Source organism: Pseudoalteromonas sp. LC2018020214 (assembly GCF_016598755.1).
In the GTDB taxonomy this organism is placed as follows: Bacteria; Pseudomonadota; Gammaproteobacteria; order Enterobacterales; family Alteromonadaceae; genus Pseudoalteromonas; species Pseudoalteromonas distincta.
In genome coordinates this window covers 3,017,560-3,038,417 of sequence record NZ_CP066804.1, presented here as the reverse complement: position 1 = coordinate 3,038,417, position 20,858 = coordinate 3,017,560, and the positions used below count along the sequence as shown (strand labels likewise).

17 protein-coding genes are annotated in these 20,858 nt (G+C 38.0%); 7 read left to right on the top strand and 10 right to left on the bottom strand.

From position 1 onward, the window contains the following. Positions 1-6: 6 nt before the first annotated feature. From JG479_RS13480 to JG479_RS13470, 3 genes are all read left to right on the top strand, one after another. On the top strand, positions 7-1,137 hold the full coding sequence (locus JG479_RS13480) for a sodium ion-translocating decarboxylase subunit beta (RefSeq protein ID WP_002961942.1): 1,131 nt from the start codon (positions 7-9) through the stop codon (positions 1,135-1,137). A gap of 142 nt (positions 1,138-1,279) precedes the next feature. Continuing rightward, positions 1,280-2,251: an aldo/keto reductase gene (locus JG479_RS13475; protein ID WP_200219489.1), complete on the top strand. Its 972-nt coding sequence runs from the start codon at positions 1,280-1,282 to the stop codon at positions 2,249-2,251. Between the two features lie 13 nt (positions 2,252-2,264). Beyond that, positions 2,265-2,441: a hypothetical protein gene (locus JG479_RS13470; protein WP_007583822.1), complete on the top strand. Its 177-nt coding sequence runs from the start codon at positions 2,265-2,267 to the stop codon at positions 2,439-2,441. Between the two features lie 74 nt (positions 2,442-2,515). Here the strand turns inward: JG479_RS13470 and JG479_RS13465 are convergent, their stop codons facing one another. Then, positions 2,516-3,829, bottom strand: coding sequence for a peptidoglycan DD-metalloendopeptidase family protein (locus tag JG479_RS13465; protein ID WP_024597684.1), 1,314 nt, complete (start codon positions 3,827-3,829; stop codon positions 2,516-2,518). A gap of 323 nt (positions 3,830-4,152) precedes the next feature. Between JG479_RS13465 and tyrS the strand changes: the two genes are divergently transcribed. Then, a complete protein-coding gene (gene tyrS, locus JG479_RS13460) occupies positions 4,153-5,352 on the top strand; it encodes a tyrosine--tRNA ligase (protein ID WP_007585427.1) in 1,200 nt (399 codons plus the stop codon). A 63-nt stretch (positions 5,353-5,415) separates the two neighbouring features. Here tyrS and JG479_RS13455 read toward each other — a convergent pair whose 3' ends face one another. The 4 genes from JG479_RS13455 to folE2 all read right to left on the bottom strand — a co-directional run bounded on the left by JG479_RS13455 (position 5,416) and on the right by folE2 (position 8,823). Then, positions 5,416-6,360 (bottom strand): cobalamin biosynthesis protein CobD/CbiB, encoded by a 945-nt coding sequence (locus JG479_RS13455; RefSeq protein ID WP_200219488.1) that lies wholly within the window; start codon positions 6,358-6,360, stop codon positions 5,416-5,418. Beyond that, positions 6,361-7,068, bottom strand: coding sequence for a 5'-methylthioadenosine/S-adenosylhomocysteine nucleosidase (gene mtnN, locus JG479_RS13450; RefSeq protein WP_024597687.1), 708 nt, complete (start codon positions 7,066-7,068; stop codon positions 6,361-6,363). Between the two features lie 122 nt (positions 7,069-7,190). Next, positions 7,191-7,787 carry a DUF2726 domain-containing protein gene (locus tag JG479_RS13445; RefSeq protein ID WP_002962552.1) on the bottom strand — a complete coding sequence of 199 codons (597 nt, stop codon included), beginning with the start codon at positions 7,785-7,787 and terminating at the stop codon, positions 7,191-7,193. Positions 7,788-7,902: 115 nt separating this feature from the next. Continuing rightward, entirely contained in the window at positions 7,903-8,823 is a 921-nt protein-coding gene (folE2, locus tag JG479_RS13440) for a GTP cyclohydrolase FolE2 (RefSeq protein WP_002962551.1), read from the bottom strand. Between the two features lie 231 nt (positions 8,824-9,054). Here folE2 and arcB point away from each other — a divergent pair, with 231 nt between their 5' ends. Further along, entirely contained in the window at positions 9,055-11,373 is a 2,319-nt protein-coding gene (arcB, locus tag JG479_RS13435) for an aerobic respiration two-component sensor histidine kinase ArcB (protein ID WP_039486381.1), read from the top strand. Positions 11,374-11,389: 16 nt separating this feature from the next. Here arcB and arcA read toward each other — a convergent pair whose 3' ends face one another. The 4 genes from arcA to trmB form a co-directional block, all read right to left on the bottom strand. After that, positions 11,390-12,106 (bottom strand): two-component system response regulator ArcA, encoded by a 717-nt coding sequence (gene arcA / locus JG479_RS13430; protein WP_002962549.1) that lies wholly within the window; start codon positions 12,104-12,106, stop codon positions 11,390-11,392. A 499-nt stretch (positions 12,107-12,605) separates the two neighbouring features. Continuing rightward, positions 12,606-14,210: a sensor histidine kinase gene (locus JG479_RS13425; protein WP_039486377.1), complete on the bottom strand. Its 1,605-nt coding sequence runs from the start codon at positions 14,208-14,210 to the stop codon at positions 12,606-12,608. Between the two features lie 151 nt (positions 14,211-14,361). Continuing rightward, a complete protein-coding gene (gene rsmC, locus JG479_RS13420) occupies positions 14,362-15,387 on the bottom strand; it encodes a 16S rRNA (guanine(1207)-N(2))-methyltransferase RsmC (protein WP_024605357.1) in 1,026 nt (341 codons plus the stop codon). Between the two features lie 62 nt (positions 15,388-15,449). Continuing rightward, entirely contained in the window at positions 15,450-16,175 is a 726-nt protein-coding gene (trmB, locus tag JG479_RS13415; protein ID WP_007582957.1) for a tRNA (guanosine(46)-N7)-methyltransferase TrmB, read from the bottom strand. Between the two features lie 161 nt (positions 16,176-16,336). Between trmB and mutY the strand changes: the two genes are divergently transcribed. After that, entirely contained in the window at positions 16,337-17,398 is a 1,062-nt protein-coding gene (gene mutY / locus JG479_RS13410) for an A/G-specific adenine glycosylase (protein WP_200219487.1), read from the top strand. A 35-nt stretch (positions 17,399-17,433) separates the two neighbouring features. After that, entirely contained in the window at positions 17,434-17,706 is a 273-nt protein-coding gene (locus JG479_RS13405) for an oxidative damage protection protein (protein WP_002962543.1), read from the top strand. A gap of 48 nt (positions 17,707-17,754) precedes the next feature. Here JG479_RS13405 and JG479_RS13400 read toward each other — a convergent pair whose 3' ends face one another. Then, a complete protein-coding gene (locus tag JG479_RS13400; RefSeq protein WP_200219486.1) occupies positions 17,755-20,532 on the bottom strand; it encodes a hybrid sensor histidine kinase/response regulator in 2,778 nt (925 codons plus the stop codon). Positions 20,533-20,858: the final 326 nt, after the last annotated feature.

Here is a 20,858-nt window from a genome sequence, read left to right as displayed (position 1 = left end):
TAGAGGATGGAAGGTATTTTAAACCTCTGGAATGCGACAGGCATTGCTAACTTTACAATCCCATCGTTAATAATGATTGCGGTAGGGTGTTTATTACTGTTTTTAGCGATAGCTAAAGGCTTTGAACCACTATTATTACTACCTATTGGTTTTGGTGCAATTTTAACAAATGTACCAGTGGCAGGTTTGTCAGACCCAGGTGGGCTTTTGTACTACGTTTATTATGTGGGTATTGATACGGGGATTTTTCCGCTGTTGATATTTATGGGAGTAGGGGCGCTGACCGACTTTAGCGCGCTTATTGCAAACCCACGTATGTTGTTATTAGGTGCGGCTGCACAGTTTGGTATTTTTGCTACATTGTTTGGCGCTATATTACTTAACTATGTGCCAGGTTTTGAATTTACTCTACAGGACGCATCGGCTATAGCCATTATAGGTGGTGCCGATGGGCCTACTGCAATATTTTTAGCATCTAAACTGGCACCTGATTTACTAGGCGCAATAGCAGTAGCTGCGTATTCATATATGGCACTTGTGCCAATTATTCAGCCGCCAATTATGCGTGCATTAACAACCCCAGAAGAACGTAAAATAAAAATGCCAGAGCTTCGCAAAGTATCTAAAAAGGAAAAGATTATTTTTCCTCTTATGGTGCTTAGTTTAACGGCTATGTTTTTACCGGCTGCTATACCGCTGGTAGGTATGTTTTGTTTAGGTAACTTAATGCGAGAGTCGGGTGTTGTTGATAGATTAAGTAACAGTGCTCAAAACGAAATCATCAATGTTACAACTATATTTTTAGGTTTAGCTGTAGGTTCAAAGCTTGCTGCAGATAAGTTTTTAACTGTTGAGACGATTGGTATTTTAGTGCTTGGCGCACTGGCTTTTGCAATTGGTACGGCATCTGGCGTATTTATGGCAAAAGGACTTAACCGTATATCTAAAACACCTATAAACCCATTAATTGGGGCTGCAGGTGTATCTGCTGTGCCAATGGCGGCACGAGTAGTTAATAAAGTTGGCCTTGAAAGTAACCCACATAACTTTTTACTTATGCATGCAATGGGACCCAACGTAGCGGGTGTACTTGGTAGTGCAGTTGCTGCGGGTATTTTATTAGCACTTGTTGGCTAAAAATGTAATTTAAAATAGATTAACCATTAAGCGCAGTTTACTGCGCTTTTTTTTGTTCTTAATTTGTTCACCGCTAAATGGTTTCTTGTTCAGCACTTTTTGTTTACAGTAACAGCTCTTCAAAATTTTAAGGATAGTTATCATGCTTCACACACCTTTAGCAAAGCACTTGCCTCATGTTAGTAAACTTGTATTTGGATGTATGGGTCTGGGCGGCGGTTGGAATAAAGACGCAATCACTGATGCACATGTTAAGCAAGCTCATGAATGTATAGATAACGCCATTGAAGGTGGTATTAATTTTTTTGACCATGCTGATATTTATACTTTTGGTAAAGCAGAACAGGTTTTTGGTAAAGCATTAAGTGAGCGACCAGAGCTTAGAGAGCACATGTATATTCAATCTAAGTGTGGGATTCGTTTTGAAGATGACTTAGGGCCAAAGCGCTATGATTTTTCATCAAAGTGGATTGAGCAATCAGTTGAAGCATCATTAAAACGATTAAATACAGATTATTTAGACGTACTTATGCTGCATCGCCCTGATCCACTCATGGAAGTTAACGAAATTGCTCGCATATTTAGTTGCTTAAAAGAAAGCGGTAAAGTGCGCAATTTTGCAGTGTCTAATATGCAGCAGCACCAAATGAACTTTTTACAACATGCGCTTGATATGCCAATCGTTGCTAACCAAATTGAGGCTAGTTTACAAAAACATCAGTTTGTTGATGACGGTGTATATGCCGGTAACAGTGACGGTAAAGATCTTAATTTTACACCAGGTAGTATTGAGTACTGTCGCCATTTTGAAATCCAAATTCAAAGCTGGGGTAGTTTATGCCAAGGCTTGTACAGCGGTAGTGATTTATCAAACGCATCTCAGGCAGATATCAACACCAGTCTTTTAGTTAATAAGCTGGCTGCACTTTATGAAACCTCTGCTGAGGCAATTGTACTTGCATGGTTGCTTCGCCATCCCGCATCTATTCAGCCAATTATTGGAACAACTAGTGCTAAACGGATTAAAGCCTCTTGTGATGCTGTAAACGTAGAGCTAACTCGTGAGCATTGGTATGCACTTTATGTAAGCGCTAAAGGCCACGAATTACCATAAGTAGGGTGTTAATATGAACATATTCGTTATTTTAATTGGTTTGTTTGTTGCGCTGGCGATACTTATACCCTTGCTTGAAAAGTATCAAAGTAAAATAGGGCTCAACGGCGCAACCAAATACAGTAAATATATTTGGCCATTAGTGATGGTGTCTTTAGTTATTCAGCTCATTTATGTACTAATGTACTAATGGTTTATAGCGTATACAAAAAAGCCTTTGCAGGTTAAACCTGCAAAGGCTTTTTTAATGTTTATTAATAAACTTTATTTAAGTGCTAACTGTAGCTCGCGATTGCGCTCAAGCTGGGCTATAAAGTTATCAGCAATAGGCTTAAACTTGGCAAGTTCTGAGCGAGGTAATGGCTCTGACTTAGGAAGTTTTACAGTTTTAGGATTACGGTGAACGCCATTTACTAAAAATTCATAGTGTAAATGTGCACCAGTAACACGACCTGTAGAACCTACAGTACCAATTTGTTGGCCCTGTTTAACTTTTTGGCCCGTTTTAACTAGCTTCTTATTTAGGTGTAAGTACTTAGTTACATATTGCGTGCCATGGCTAATAAATACGTAGTTACCGTTGTACTTGCTGTAACCGGCTTTGATTACTTTACCGTTACCAGATGCAACAACAGGTGTGCCAGTGCGTGCAGCAAAGTCGATACCACGGTGCGCTCTAACTTGCCCAGTAACAGGGTGTAAGCGGCGAGGATTAAAGCTCGAACTAATATACTTAAAGCTTACAGGTGCACGTAAAAATGCTTTTTTCATGCTACGCCCTTCAGGCGTATAAAAATTGCCATCGGTATGGCGAATAGCTGCAAAGCGCTGACCTTGGTTTACAAATTCAGCTGCAATAATTTTACCTGTACCAATAAACTCGCCATCAACATAGTGAGACTCGTAAATTAAGCCAAATACATCGCCTTTACGAATGTCGTTTGCAAAATCAACATCCCAACCAAATATATCCGCAAAGTTCATTATTTGGCGTTCGCTTAAACCTGCTGCAATTGCTGAAGTCCAAAAGTTATTAGATATTTCGCCGCCAGCGGTTTTGGTTAGCGTTTCAATTTCTTTACTATCAATAGCTGTATCGTAGTTACCTTCTTCGTTTAAGGTAACAAATAAAGTATCGGTTTTTGAAATCACATAGCGCAGTTGAGCTAAGGAGCCATCTTCAGCTGTCGCAAAACTAAGTATTTCACCTGGGTGAATTTTAGTCAGTTTGCGAGTCTCCGCATTAGTGTTAATTAGTTTATGAAGCGTTTGAGCCGAAAAACCAGCACGCTTAAAGATAATTGCTAAATTGTCGCCATTTTTAACTTTATGATCGACAAAGTCGTATTCTGGTAACTTTTCTGCTGCTTGCTCTGAATTTAACTCAGTTAATTTTTCGTTGTTATCAACTTTAACTTGTAACTCATAGCGCTTACCAATTTCTAGTGCATTTGCACTATTGTCTTTGGATGCAGTGGCTTTTTCAGAAGGAAGAAAGGCTAAGCCAACAATAGCAGAAACCAAACCTAGAATAAGCAATTTGTGTTTTTTGGGGAGCGTGTGAACCACGTGAACCATAACGTGCCTTTTTCTGCTGTCAAGATAATAAATACATAATATTGCAGGATATACTTAATAATGTACGAATACTAGTGTTTTGTAGATTTAAACTGACCTTAAACTACGCTAAAATCGGGCTTAGAAAGCCTTTTTTAACGCTCTACCTAGCTAAGACTCAATTGATTTAGTTTAGTTGCATGAATCACTTAAAAAGTTGTTTTAATTAGGTAGAAATTTGTTATGTTAGCTACATCTATTTATTCGGTTTAAATCTTTATTAAACCGTGACTACGCAAGTAACTAGTCGCCCCTTCGTCGGCAGAATTTTGGAGTAATACACAGTGGATTTACAAACCGCTCTAGCAGAGATAAAACGCGGTGCAGAAGAAATATTAATTGAAGACGAACTAGTTGAAAAACTAAAGTCGGGCAAGAAGCTAAAAATAAAAGCAGGCTTTGATCCTACAGCGCCTGATTTACACTTAGGACACACTGTACTAATTAATAAAATGAAAACCTTTCAGGATTTAGGTCATGAGGTTATTTTCTTAATTGGTGACTTTACCGGCATGATTGGTGATCCAACGGGGAAAAACGTAACGCGTAAACCACTTACTCGTGAAGACGTACTAGCCAATGCCGAAACATATAAAGAACAAGTATTCAAAATTCTAGATCCTGCTAAGACCACTGTTGCATTTAACTCTACTTGGATGGAAAAGTTAGGCGCTGCAGGCATGATTAAACTTGCTGCAAACCAAACCGTAGCACGTATGCTTGAACGTGATGACTTTAAAAAGCGTTACGGAAGCGGCCAACCAATTGCAATTCATGAGTTTTTATATCCACTGGTACAAGGTTGGGATTCGGTTGCACTTGAGTCAGATGTTGAACTAGGCGGTACTGATCAGCGCTTTAATTTGTTAATGGGCCGTGAGCTACAAAAAGTAGAAGGTCAAAAGCCGCAAACAGTATTAATGATGCCATTACTTGAAGGTACTGACGGCGTTCAAAAAATGTCTAAGTCGCTTGGTAACTACATTGGTATTACTGATGCGCCTAACGATATGTTTGGTAAAATAATGTCAATTAGTGATGTGCTAATGTGGCGTTACTACGACTTATTAAGCGCGCTTTCTATTGAAGAGATTGCAGCTCAAAAAGAACGTGTTGAGCAAGGTACGAATCCGCGCGATATTAAAATTGAACTAGCTAAAGAGCTAATTGCTCGTTTTCATAGTGAAGCTGATGCACAAGGTGCACATGATGATTTTATTCAGCGTTTTCAGAAAAAAGCGTTACCAGATGAAATCCCAGAGCTAACAATCACTATCGCAGAAGATACTATTTTAATTGCTAACTTGCTTAAAGAAGCAAATTTAGTAGTAAGTACATCAGAAGCAATGCGTATGATTAAGCAAGGTGCAGTTAAACTTAACGGTGAAGATAAAATCACTGATACCAAACTTGAAATAGCAAAAGGCACAACGGCTATTTACCAAGTAGGTAAACGTAAGTTTGCAAACATCACTGTAGCTTAAGCACAGTTTAAAAACTAAAAAACCAGCCTCGGCTGGTTTTTTTGTGCTCGTATTTTGAGTCCTTTAAATCAATTTTAATATTTCAATGCTGGCTATCACTAACAACCAAAATACACGGGCCTGATTTAACCTATTAATTATTACAGGTACATCCTCGGGTGTAGGTAGCCTATCAGTACCAATACGCATTTTATTAAAGCGAGTACCTAAATAAACTGCAGGCCCGCCCAACTGCACGCCAAGTGATGCAGAACATGTGCTTAAGAGCCAGCCTGTATTTGTTTGATAAAAATGCCTGCCATAATGCTTTATATAATGCATGCTTTGTTTGCTTGCTCGACTTGCTGCAATAGTTAAAGCGAGTAAGCGCATGGGAATATATTCAATAATAAACAAGAGTGTTTTAAGCGGTTTTAAAAAGTAACTATTTGGGGGGATATCACTACGCCATGCTTGTTGTATTAAGGTAAGTAACCGATAGGCAAGGGCAGCTATAGGGCCAAATGCTAAAAATATAAATATGACTACGAAATAGTATCGAGCGGTGCGCAGTATTAAGCTCTCAATTAATGCTTTGATAATACCAGCTGATGAAAGTCTATTAACTTCACGGGCAAGCAGTGGCTTTAGTAATTCGCGCGCTGTGGATTTTTGATTTTGTTTAGTTAGCTTTGCAATGCGAAGTGCTTTTTTATCAATGCTCTTACTTTCTAAGCATAAGTATAAAATAAGGCCAGCGAGTAATTCAGGATAAAAAGCAAACTCGAGTAGCAACACTACAATAATGAGAATGACACTTAAAATTAGTGAGCTTGCGAGTATAGCTGCCAAATATTGATAGCTTTTAGGTTCTTTGCTTTTGTATATACGTTTGCCAATAGCACTAAAAACAGCCTTTAACGCCGTATTAGGATGATACCAGCTAATAAGGGGAATAAAGCGCTCAGCAAGGAGCGCTAGTATAAAGGCAATAAAGTCCAAGTGATTTTGAACAATATTGCTAAGCATTTACAGAGATACTGCTGTAAGCTTTTCTAAAAGTGCAACAACCATTTTAGATGAGTTGATTGATGCTGTTTCTAGGTATTCTTCAAATGATTGTGGTGACTCTTTACCAGCAATATCAGACATTGAGCGAATGACAACAAATGGTGTGTTTAGCGTAAAACACGTTTGTGCAATTGAAGCGCCTTCCATTTCAACAGCAAGCATTGTAGGAAAATCACTACGTGCTTTATCAATGCGTATAGGGTCACACATAAATGTGTCACCAGTACAAATTAAGCCAACGAGTGTTTTAACATCACTGATTTGTTCGATAGTTTGCTGTGCTGCTTCAACTAATTTAGGGTGTGCTGCAAAGCCTGCCGGCATTTGTGGTACTTGGCCAATTTCGTAGCCAAAAGCAGTTACGTCTACATCGTGGTGACGTACTTCTGACGAAATTACGACATCGCCAACACTAAGAGAAGGATCGAATCCACCGGCTGAGCCTGTGTTAATTATGCAATCAGGTTTGAAGTTATCGATAAGTAAGGTAGTTGCAATAGTTGATGCGACTTTACCAATACCAGATTGAACAAGTGTCACCGTGTTACCAGCCAACTCGCCAGTATAAAAAGTGAAACCTGCTTTAGTTAAAATTTGTGGGTTTTGCATAGCTTCACGTAAAATTTTAACTTCTGGCTCCATTGCGCCAATAATACCAACATTCATAAAGTTTAATTCCTGAGTTTGAATCACTTGATTATACGTGAAGTTAGCAATAAAAAACAAAAAAGCGAGCTTGTTTATGAGCTCGCTTTAAATACTTTTTAGGAGAGTATTTAATTCGTTTTTTAAATTTCAGCTAACGCCGTGGTTTGCGCTTTAGCTTGAGAAGGTGAAAGTACCGCTGGCTTATGTGAGCGATTACGAACAGGGCGCTGAGTTTGTGTTGCTGCAGGCTTACCAAGTTTAAACATAATTGCATCGCGTACTTCAGAAGGGCGGTAGCCCGATTTAACTTTCATACGAATATGTGGAATGCCCGCAGACTCTAGTGCACCGTTTACAAACCAGTCGCGTTGAGCTTTGTGGCCATCTTTGTTGGCATTGTTAACTAGGTCAACAGCAGCAATGATTGTTAGTTTTTCTTTGTCGATTAAAACAAAGTCGAGTTGCTTATTTTTAGCTTTAGCTAAAGCAGCACGTTTAGACTTTACTGAAAGCCCTTGCTTACAGTCAATGACGTCGATTAACTTAACGCGACTAACAATTTTATATTGATCGCCAACAGCACGCTCTAGAAGATTTAAAAAAGCGCCTTCAACCTGCGTAAAAACAGTTTGCTTGCGAGTAAAAGGATACGGGTTTCCGCCATCGTCATTAAATTTTGACGCAACAACAGAGGCCCCGACAACTAATACTAGGATTAATAATAAAGCGAATTCCATACGGTAACTCCATAACAACAAATTGACACTGCTCAAACAAAGCAATTTACGTGCCTAAAAAGTATGGGTTATAAAATAATTACCGACTGGTTTACAAGCAATAGCTACACAGCGATTAAGCTTTGTAGCCTCCTTTAATACCTTTTACTGCAATAGCTACAGCATCGTGCGCATGCAGTGATTCATAGTGGTTTATTTGCAGCCAATAATCACTGTAATTGTTTGCCTCTAGCAATGCTTTAATTTTACGCGCTGCGTCTTCACAAAACATAAGGTTTTGACCATTCAAACGGGCAAACTCTTGCTCATCTTCACGTTTTACTGCTGCTTGTACTGGTGTTTTAAGCTCAGCTTCAAGAGTGTTAATTAGCGTAACCACGTCAAATTCTTGAATGTTGCTATCAAGCTTTACTTTTACGTTGGCAATAGAGCGCTGCGAGTGGGGAGTAGCTACAATGCCTTGTGTAGTGCCTAGCCATTCGTGCACGTCTTTTTGGCTTAACGTTTCTTGGTTAAACTTTTCGTTAAACGCGTTTTGTATAAGCTGGCGCGCAAGTGCAGCAGAGCATGGGCACGTTGAAGAATAAGTAACATCTACGGTTAGCTCGTAGCTAATAACGTTATTTTCAATTGTACTGGTCAGTACAACTGGGTAGCTTTTCCAGCCCGCTTTACCACTTAATAGTGACTTACGGCGGAGCGGTAATTCAAATTTAAATTCAATTTGCGCTTTATCGCTCAGCCCTTCATGGCTAGTTATAAAGGTATCGAGTGCCTGCGCTATTGTTTGCGGATTGACTTGCTGCTCGGTTGAAAGCAGGTCAAGTGCCAAAAATAGACGTGACATATGAATGCCTTTGGCATCTTCTTTATGTAAATTTACAAATGCACGAGCTTTGGCGTTTACTGTAACTGGAGATAAGTCTCGGGATTCAAAAATAAATGGCAGTTCTATTTCGCCCATGCCAACCCAGTCTAATTTACCTGTTTGTAAAGCGGGTGCAGTGTCTGCTATATCTGGCATATTGGTTTGCATGTGCGCTACTCGTATTTTGGGGATAATAAAGCGGGGCATTTTACACTAAATAATTTATTGCTGAAATGATGAGTTTAATAGATGAGCTAAATCAAACATGAAAAATTCTGTTTTTATCGCACAACGTGAGTAGTGGTAGGAGAAAAATGCTAAAATCTGGGAAAATGGTATGTTTATACATACGCATTGCCTTCTTTATATTAAGTACACAGCTAAGAGATAAAATTACGTATGACCGATTATTCTTTGAGCCCTTGGGCTCGGGTACTTTCCAGCTCAATAACGCGATTTGGTGAATTTAAAACCGCTGCTATTTGTTACACTTTATTTTTAACTGTATCTCTTATTTTATCGAGCATGTTTTATTATGTGGCGATAGGCGAATTACACCTTGTTGATATTTTAGCCGTGGTATTTTTTACGGCTGTAGTTTCTCCTTTAATAATAAGTGTGTTGCTTAATTCAATTCGACAACTAGATGCCTCATATGCTTATTTAGATAGCGCCACCAAGCAAGAAAAGCTTTTAAATCAAACCCTAAAAGATAACATTAACCGTCTAAACATCGAAATTGATGAGCGTAAAATGGCATTTCATGCCAAGCACCGCGCTATTGAAGAACTACGACGAGAAATTGCTGAGCGTAAAAAAACACAACAAGAACTTGCTCAACAAAGCATGCTGCAGCGCTCAATAGTTGATTCATCTCCTGATTTATTTTACTACCGCGATAACAATGGCGTGTTTGCTGGTTGTAATAAAATGTTTGAAGAAGTAATGGGCAAATCAAGTAGCGAACTAATTGGCAAAACGGTTGAGCAAATATTCCCTAGTCACTTTTTATCTGAAGTTTTGAAAACCGATAAAGAAGTAGAGCAAAGCCATAAAGCACTAACCATTGATGTGGGCTATGAGGTAAATGGAGAAACGCGTTGGTTTGAGCTGCGTAAATTACCTTTTATAAATGATGAAGGTGATTACATTGGTCTACTGGGCTTTGGTCGTGATATCACAAGTCGTAAGGAGGCCGCTCAAGCGCTCGAAACGGCCTATAAAGACAAAGGTAAGTTTATTGCTACATTAAGCCATGAACTACGTACACCGCTCAATGGTATTGTTGGTTTAACACGAATGCTGCTTGATACTGACTTAAACAAACAGCAGCGTAGTTGGGGTAATACTATATTTTCGAGTGCTGAAACGCTTGGCAATATTTTTAACGATATTATTGATTTAGACAAAATAGATAGAGATCAGCTCGATATAGTGACCAACTCTATTAATGTGTCAGACTTTATAAATGACGTTGTTAACTTTGCGGGCTTAATCGCGGAGCAAAAAGAGCTAGAGTTTGATATTAAGCGCAATGGGGTGCTGGATATTTACGCACAGCTCGACCCAACTCGCTTACGCCAAGTTGTTTGGAATTTAATTAATAACGCCGTTAAGTTTACACAGCAAGGAAAGGTAACACTTGAATGTAGCCGAGAAAACAGAGTTGAAGGCCCATGGTTAGTTATGAAAGTATCGGATACCGGCCAAGGTATTCCGCCAGAGCAGCTTGCTCATATATTTGATATGTACTACAAAGCGCCAGATTTAAAAGGGACTAACGCAATAGGTTCCGGTATTGGTTTAGCTGTAACTAAGGCACTTGTAAGTGCGATGAAAGGGATAATTACAGTAAATAGTACTGAGGGCGAAGGAAGTTGCTTTACAGTTCAAATACCGCTTAGTTTATGTGTGGCACCAACAGAGCAAAGTTATGTTGGTCGTGGTTTGTATATTTTACTAGTAGAAGATGTACCTCTTAACGCTGAAATTGCTACAAACTTATTAGAGCAACGCGGGCATGAAGTGTTGTGGGCTGAAACTGGTGAAGATGCACTCTCGTTTGTCGAAACCGAAGATGACTTAGATTTAGTATTACTTGATATGCAATTGCCTGATATAAATGGTGATGTAGTTGCCAAGCAAATACGCTCAGATAGTCACTTTGATAAATTACCTATTGTGGCACTTACGGCCAATGTTCGTAGTGCTGAAGAAGAGCTTGAAGGCATATCAATACAAGGGGCGCTTGCTAAACCAATTAACACAGTGAAGCTTGATAAAATGCTGGCTGATTTATTTGGAATTAAGCAAAGTGAATGCACAGAGCCACTGCTAAAAGTAAGTGAAGAAGCCCTTAAAGGCATTGATGCACACTTATTAGATATAGAAACAATAGAAGACTTTGTCAATTCAATGGGCTTAGTTGTGTTTAGGCGCAGTAGTCAGCTATTCGAAAAGCTAAGTCCACAATATCAGCAAGAGTTACTTACTTCATTAAATACTGGTGATAGAGAAGAATATGAATCAGTAGCGCATAAACTCAAAGGGGCGGCTGGCTCAGTAGGTCTTAATGACGTGCAGCTTCATGCCAAAATAATGGAACATGGTGCGATTGATGAATCTGATGAGGTGTTAAAGCAGTGGTTAGATATTCTGGCAGATAAAATAAATGAAGGACAAAAAGCCCTTCATTTATTTTTACAGCAATTAGAGTAAAACTAATTAGCTCTAATTAAGCGTCAATTTTACCAATGAAACGGTAACCTTCACCATGGATGGTGCTGATTAACTCAGACGTTGAGTTATCACTTTCAAAATGCTTACGAATGCGACGAATCGTAACGTCAACAGTACGGTCATTTGCGCGAAGCTCACGGCCTGTCATATGCTTAATTAATTGCTCACGGCTGAAAATGCGACCTGGAGAATCAAGCATTAAACGAAGTGCTCTGTACTCACCTTTAGGTAAACGCTTAGCGTCGCCATTTGGAGAAGTAAGACAACGGCTGTTTTCATCAAGTTCCCAACCATTAAACGTAATAACACCATTTGTTTCTAGTGCTGACTCTTCACCACCTAAGGCAGTACGAGTAATAAGGTTGCGAGCTCTGATAGTTAATTCACGCGGGTTGAACGGTTTAGTAACGTAGTCATCTGCGCCAATTTCAAGACCTAAAATACGGTCAACATCGTTGTCACGACCAGTTAGGAATATAAGACCTACTTTACGCTTTTGGCGTAATTCACGGGCTAAAATAAGACCGTTTTTACCAGGAAGGTTGATATCCATAACTACAAGATTAACGTCATCGTTATTTGTAAGCTTGTCATGCATATCATCGCCATCAATGGCTTCAATAACTTTGTACCCTTCAGCTTCAAATAAACTAACTAGGTTCAGTCGAGTTACGTCTTCATCTTCTACGATTAGAATGACTGGCGTTTGCATTATTAATTAACCTTTTGGAATATATTATTTATAAAAAATCGGTGACTAATTTATAACCGATTACTAGAGATTATAGGATTATACCCATTTGTTAACAAGGAAAAAACAAATTGGATAAAAATAAAACAGTAGGGTGTCCAAAGTCTACTAAAAAAGGGCAGTGCAAAAACTACTGTTTAATTGATATATACATGGATGTAGCTATTTGAATCATAAAGTCGAAGCCATTTTCCTTTGATAATTGACATATCATTCAATTAAACAAGGTACTTAAAATAATCAGACTAATTCAAAGCAAAACTATATCACTTTTTAACCTTTTAACCTTTCATCAATGTATGTGATACAGCAAAGATAAAAAAGTTCATAAATCGCTTGGTAATATTTATTTAAAGCAATTAAATAATGTTACGCACTTATCACATGCCTCATTAATGAGGTCATTAAATGCTAATTCAAGGATAAATTTTAAATATATGCACTTTTTAATGATCTTTATTTAAGGAATAGTAATTATAAAGCGAGCACCGCGTTTTTCTTCAAGATCAAACATCACTCTTCCGCCAAGTGCTTGTGTTACTAGGTTATAAACTAAGTGCATGCCTAAGCCACTTGCGCCTTGCCCGCGCTTTGAAGTTACAAATGGGTCAAAAATTCTATTTTTAATGTTTTTGTCAACGCCCTGACCATTGTCAGAATAAACGATTGTTAATTTTTTCCCGACGAGTTCTACGTCAAAGCGAATTTCATTGTTTTCTTTACCTATAAATCCATGAATTACAGAGTTCATAAGTAACTGCTGAAAAACTTGTTGTAGAGGTTCAGACTTACTATGAATAGCCAAGTCGGTCGGACAGTTAATAGTTACAACAGGCTTTTTGGGCAATAATTCAGATTGAATCGATGTTAAAACATCACTTATTAATTTGTGCACATTAATATAGGTATTTACACCGTCATCTTGAATAACCGCTACCTTTTTAAAGTTAGATATAAGGTCAGCTGCACGATTTAAGTTGCGGTAAATTAAATCTAAGTTTTCAATACCTTCATCTATAAAGCGTTTTAGATGGCTTGAGGTCAGTTTTTTGTCATCAAAGCTTTGCTGTATGTCTGCTAGTTTATCTCTAAGTAACGTAGAACCTGTAATACCTAGCCCTATTGGTGTGTTAACTTCATGGGCAACACCTGCAACCATTTGCCCTAAAGATGCCATTTTTTCGTTTTCAACAATTTGTGTTTGGTATTGATGCATCCGCTCAAGAGTTGATAAAAGTTCTTGATTTGCCTCTCTAAGGGCGATTGTTCGTTGGTTTACTTTTTCTTCAAGGCTTAGATTTAGTTGTTTGATTTCTTGCTTATCTTTTTCGTGGCGTTCAAGTTGTTTTTTTGTACGCGTAAGCATGATATTTAAACTATTTGAAAGAGCACTTATTTCTTTTACATCAGTTACTGGTGCGCGTGCATCGTAGTTATGATTTTTAGACACATCCTGCAATAACACGCTTAATTGCTCTATTGGCTTAGCTATACGTCGTTGAACTTTAATAGCAATAAAGTAAACAACCGCCAGAATTAATAATGTTAATAACACGTCTATTAATATTTTTCTCTCAATATAAACCTCTAAACTCTCGAGGCTTCCTCGCATATACACATAACCTACTACTTGTTCGTTATCGTAAATAGGGCGGGTTAGCTCAATATGGTCATTCGTAATTCGTGGTGTTTTTAGCTCTTCTACACTGTCTATTCTCAATGGCACAGGAGGTGTTTTTTTAGCATTAAAGCTAATAAAGAAAACAGGCTTTTGGGATGCTTTTTCTATTGAGTAAATATGTATGTTTTTTACAAGAGGGATCTTTTCAAATGACTTGAGGCGTTTTTCTTCTGTTTTACGATCATCTTCAATTACCGATTGCCCAGCATCAAAAGCTACAATTTCAGAAAGAATAACAAGCTTATTAACTATTAATTGCTTTTGTTCTTTCACGCTTAAATACGTAGAGATAGAAATAGATAACGATAAGCAAATAGCTGTAATAAGCATGATCAAATTAATGAGTGCTTTTCGAATGCTACTTTGATGAACTTTTTTAGGCATTATTTCATTATCGCCTGAGTTAAATTTAATTATTTAGAGTTTTAGTTTAGCAAAGACGTGGAAAAATGAAGGAAAAAAACTAAATTAATTCTTATATTTATTCGAAAGTTAGCTTGAGCACGTTTGTGCTCAATCATTTTACAAATTTAAATTAGCTGCTATATACAGCAAATTTATTGTTCTTAAATACAGTTTGATAGCTTTCAAACTGAGTTTCTAAAATAGGCGGGTACTTTAAAAAGCTGTTAGCAACAATATTTAGCTTCCCTAATTTAGTTAAATGCTGTTTTGCATTAGCTAAAAATGTTTCTGCTACTGTGTAGTCGGTTGCAATACCAGTATGAAAAGGTGGATTGCTAATAATTAAATCAAACTTGCCATTAATGCTTTTAAGGCCGTCACTTAATATAGCCTCACCATTGATGTTGTTAAGCTTTAGGGTTTGCTGTGTTGCATAAGTTGCCAGCGCACTTACATCACTACACACAAACTCAAGTGCTGGATTATGAAGCCCTAAAAAAGTTGCTATTAAACCTGCGCCACAACCAAAGTCGAGAACTTTGCCTTGCTTAATTGTCGGTGCGTTTTCCAGTAGAACTTTCGTTCCTATATCTAAACTACCGTGATTAAACACCCCAGGAACACTAATAGCTGTAAATTCAGTGTCGGCAACATTAACAACAAACTTTTTATGGTAAGTCGTAATATCAAAGTGAGGGTGCTTAGAAATTTCAGCAAATGAGTAAAGAACGCAGTGCTTAGCTGAATCAATCTTGTTACTAAACTCAGCTTTACCAGCTAATTGCTTTTCAATTGACTTAACACCACTTTTGTTTTCACCTACTACTAATAGTTCGGCATCATCAGTAATAGCAGATCGAATATTATCAAGTGCCATTAATAACTCTGGTTTTGATTTAGGGTAGTAAAGAATAACTAAATCGTAGTCGTTACCAGGTATTGTGTGGCTTACATGAACATCAACATCTTTGGTGTTTTTAGCAAACTCTCCGTTAGCATGGTTGTAGCTAAACGCAGTTACTTTGCTTTGCGGATTAAGTCTTTTAAGCTCTGTTAAAAAGCCATCTTGAACAAAGTTGACCACCAAGATAGATTTTCCCGTTAGTGCCTCGCTATTACGAAGTAACAGTAAACTTGGGTTGGTTAGTACGCTCATAAATGGCTTTGCCTTACAGTATATTTAGTTTTATAAAAGTAAAAGTGAGTAATTAAATTTAATTATTCTGTGCGCTCAAACATTAAATCCCACACGCCATGACCTAGGCGATGTCCGCGCTGCTCAAACTTAGTAAGCGGGCGTAAATCTGGACGTGGAACATAATCATTTGTTTCTGATTGGTTTTTAAAACCAGGAGCTACGTTCATTACTTCGAGCATGTGCTCTGCATAGTTTTCCCAGTCTGTTGCCATATGAAAAACGCCACCCATTTTAAGTTGGGCTCTTAGCTTTTCAACAAACTCAGTTTGTACAATACGGCGTTTGTGGTGACGCTTTTTATGCCAAGGGTCAGGGAAAAATAGTTGTAGTGTTGTTAAGCTTTCATTAGGTATGCAATCTGCAAGTACTTCAACTGCATCGTGTTCAAAAATACGTAAGTTGGTAATGCCTGCTTCATCGGCATCCATTAAACAAGCACCAACGCCAGGGCGATGTACTTCAATACCGATAAAGTTTAGGTGAGGGGCATTTGTTGCCATTTCGACAAGCGACTTACCCATACCAAAACCAATTTCTACTACTACATCGTTGTTGTTGCCAAAAACTTCGCTTAAATCAAGCATACCGTTTTTATGCTCTAGGCCCATTGTTGGCCAGCATTTTTCGATTGCAGCGGCTTGGCCTTTGGTTAATCGACCTTCGCGTTTTACAAAACTGCGAATGGTGCGGATGTATTTACCTTCTTGCTTAGCTTGCTCAAGGTTAGTGTTGCTTGATTCACTCATATTATTGGCCTGACAAAAACAATGTGTTTAAAAATGGTTGCATATTATCCCTGACCGAGGCCGCAATCACAAGTATTAGCTGGTTTTACACCCCGTATAGCTTGATCTTTTTGTTAACTGCAATAGACTGAGCCGCCATTGGGCATCAGTAAAAGTTAAAAATGTTGGATTTAAATAAAGAACAGTCACACTGGTTTTCTAATCAAGTTGTTGATTGGTATCACCTTCATGGGCGTAAAACACTCCCGTGGCAGCTAGGTAAAACACCTTATAAAGTGTGGGTGTCTGAAGTGATGCTGCAGCAAACCCAAGTTATTACTGTTATTCCATACTTTGAAAAGTTTATGCAAAGCTTTCCAGATATTATCGCTTTAGCTGATGCGGATGAAGACTTAGTACTGCATCACTGGACCGGCTTAGGGTATTACGCTCGTGCGCGTAATTTACACAAAACAGCTAAAATAGTGCGTGACAAATACCAAGGTGAGTTTCCGAAAACACTCGATGAAGTAATGGATTTACCTGGAATAGGGCGCTCTACTGCAGGGGCTGTTTTATCATTGTCGCTTGGGCAGCATCACCCTATTTTAGATGGGAACGTGAAGCGAGTTTTAGCGCGCTATTTTATGATTGAGGGCTGGTACGGCGTTAAAAAGGTCGAAAACCAGCTTTGGCATTTATCAGAGCAGTTAACGCCTAAAGATAATGTTACTGAGTTTAATCAAGCTATGATGGATTTAGGGTCTAGCGTTTGCTCACGCAGCCGGTTTGATTGCGAGGCTTGCCCATTAAACTCAGGCTGTGGTGCTTTTAATACAGGTAAAGTAAAAGAGTTTCCACATTCAAAACCTAAAAAAGCAGTTCCTAAAAAGAGTTGTCATCAGTTAATTATTCAGTGTGGTGATAAAGTGCTTATGGAAAAACGTCCTAACAGCGGTATTTGGGGCGGATTGTTTGGCTTTTTTGAATTTAATGAGTACGCAGAGCTTCAAATGTTTTTAGCTCAGCAAGGCCTAGAGGCTAGTTTAGTAGAGCTTGAAGCGTTTATTCATGTGTTTTCACATTTTGAGCTGAGGATTAACCCGCATGTGCTCAATGTTAAGAAAACTCCTGATGTGGTAAACGATAAGCAATTAATCTGGTATCCGCTTGATCAATCAATAGAGGTTGGCCTAGCAGCACCAACTAAAAAGTTGGTTAAACAAATTACAGCAATAGTATAGAATAGCCCCGTATTTAGCGTTAGAGAGAATCAATTATGGCACGTACAGTATTTTGTCAAAAGTTACAAAAAGAAGCCGAAGGGCTTGGCTTTCAGTTATACCCTGGTGAAATTGGTGAAAAGATTTTTAATAACATCTCTAAAGAAGCGTGGGCTCAGTGGCAACATAAACAAACAATGCTTATTAACGAAAAGCATTTAAATATGATGGACCCAGAACACCGCACATTTTTAGAAGAGCAAATGGTTGGCTTTTTGTTTGAAAACAAAGATGTAGAAATTGAAGGTTATCGACCACCTGAAAAGTAATGTTTTAAACATAAGAAAAAGGGCTATTTAGCCCTTTTTTATGTTTATTTATTCATTTAACTCATCTTCTTGCTCAGATATTTTAATTTGTTCCTTTAAAAATTGAGCAGCTTTAGAGTATTCAATTTCCAGCTTATCTCTTAACTCTATTAATTCATCGGTTGTGAGTTCACCTTCTTTACATTTATCTTCAAATGCACTTGAAAGTTCTGCCACCGTTTGGGCACCAATTGTCTTGGAGATCGATTTTAATTGATGACACCCTTCAATAATCTCATTTAAGTCGTTAACCATAACGCCGGAATTAATACTCTTAATTAAGCCTTGGCTTTGTTCTAAATACATTTTGAAGAAACGGATTTGCTTAGCGTTATCACCGTTTACATATTTAGCAACAGCTTCCATATCAATAGGTAGTGCCATAGTTTGATGGATAACTACATTTGGGTTTTGGCTTTGTTTATCGCTCCAACGTTTTAGAGTTTCTTCTAACGCGTTCAGCTCTATAGGTTTGGTAATGAAGTCGTTAATACCTACCGCTAAACAGCGCTCTTTTTCGCCTTTAAGTGCGTTTGCTGTTACTGCAATAATGTAAGGCTGTGCATCAATCGATTCTAATAGCTCTGCTTCATTACGGATTTTTTCGACCATATCGTAACCCGACATTTTAGGCATGTGTAAGTCGGTTAAAATAAGTGAGTAATCACCTTTTCTCCACATATCTAGGCCTTCTTCACCGTTGTTCGCTATTTCAACGCCAAAGCCCAGTATATGTAGTTGATCGGTGAGGACTTGTTGGTTTAGAAGGTTATCTTCAACAAGTAAAACCAATTTGTTTGAATTACGTGCCTGCTCAACATTTAAATAGTTATTAAGTGTTTTGGTTTTTTTAATTTGCTTAGGTGTATGTAACCCTGCAGCCACCAATATAGAAAGCATAAAGTTAGATTTACATAGAGGAGAAGCATTAATATAAAAAATGTTTTTATGATTTATAGCTGCTTCATCAAGCTTACTTAGTACTACAACTTGTTGCTTATAATCCTCTAATGAATAAAATAAACGTCTAAGCAGCGCATTAGTTTTATCCATATTGTCTATGCCATCAGCCACCCAAATAATATCTTGTGAATGCTGGTGCTCTTCAATTTCTTCTTCTGTGTGTGCATAAATTATTTTAGCGCCCATGAACGATAAATAACGGTACATTGTTTTTTCACGTTCTAGGTGATTACTAACTACAACAATTTTCTTGCCATTTAATGCACCTTTATGTGCGTACTTAATTTTACCCGATGTGCTAAACGGCAGCTCTACTGTAAACTCACTGCCAATTCCCGTATGACTAGTTACATGAATAGTACCTAGCATAAGCTCAGTTAAGCTTTTACAAATAGAAAGACCTAAACCGGTGCCACCATATTCTCGGGTAATTGAGTTTTCGGCTTGAATAAACGGATTAAATATTTCGCGTAATTGTGCCTGCGACATGCCTTTACCGTTATCAGTTACGCAAAAGCGTAAAGTAAAGTGATCAGTCGTATTATGTACAACCTCTGCTGATATTTTTACATGGCCTTGGGTTTTTTCATCAGTGCTAGTGAATTTAATTGCGTTGCTACATAGGTTATAAAGCACCTGACGTACACGCACACTATCACCTGTAAGATTGACCGGAATATCTGGTGCTATTGCTAGCTCTAAATCAAGCTCACGTTTTTTAGCAACTGATGAGAGCACTCGAGCAACTTCTTCAATGGTATCGGTTACCGAAAATGGAATCGGGTCAATATTTAGCTTTCCAGCCTCAATTTTAGAAAAATCTAAGATATCATCCAAAATGCTCAATAACGAAAATGCTGATTCACGAATAATCGTACTTAAACGATGTTGAGCGCCATCAAGCTCGGTCTGGCGCAGTAAATCAATAGTACCTATAACACCATTCATCGGTGTTCTTATTTCGTGGCTCATTGTGGCTAAAAAGGTTGTTTTGGTATCGCTTGCTCGCTCTGCTTTTAATGTGGCTTGCTCAAGCGCTATAGTACGATTTTGCACTTCGGCTTCTAGGCCATTTTGTAATTTATAAAGCTCTTTTTGTGCGGTGTCATTCTCACTCATCGCAGTCTGTACTTTTTGTAGCAGTAAGTTAATGTTTTTTGCCACTACACCTAAACCAATATCAAGCTGCTCATCAACACTACTATTGTAATTAGCATTTTCGGTGATTGCCTGCAGCTCTTGTGTAAGACTGTCAGTACTTTTTCGTAAGCGACTATTAATGTACATATTAAACATTAAAGTAAATATAAATAATGCAGCTACGCTTGCTATCGCAATAATGTAGGCAATAACTTGAGAGTTTTGAGCGCTTAAAGGAGCGGTTGGTAGGTTTTGCTTAATAATAAGCTCGCCAATAGGTTGATCGTTTAACAGCAGTAAGTGATGTAGGATGCCTTCTTCTACTAGATGCTTTTCAGTTTTAATTGAAGCGATAGCAGGTTTACTGCTGCTATATACCAACTGAGTATCTGATGTAGCATTGAAGCGATATAGAGTATATTCAAAGTCATCATCTAATAACGACGTTAAATCAAGTAACTGCCTTACTTTACCTTGACCATACATAGTTAATGCATCAACCATAGGTAAGTCCAATCTATCGGCAAGCGTTACAATATTAATAGATGATGCTGGTTGGGCTGTCTTAACTTCAGTTTGTGTATAAAATGAGTGGGCAATAATAGCAAGCGCTGTTACTGCAATATTTATGATTAAAAAAAGAGGTAATAAGCCTTTGACTGGCGATGAAAATTTACTCTGCATTGATAGTGTCCAATTGATGTTTTTTACTACGATAAGTCCCTATCGTACGTATCTAAGCTAATCGTAACATTTACAAAAAATAATTCACTACTGTTTTAGTCTGATTTATTTATATTTATAGTTCGACTTGTGGTAAAAATGAACGTTATTAATAAAAAATGCACTGAGTTGCCTGAAAACCGTTCAAACAGTTATAAAGAACAAAAAAAAAGTTGACTTGTAAGGGCAAAACTCGTTTAATACGCCGCACGCCCAGATAGCTCAGTCGTTAGAGACGAGCGGGAATTGCATTGAAAATCTTTTAAGATTTTTAATTAGCACTGTTT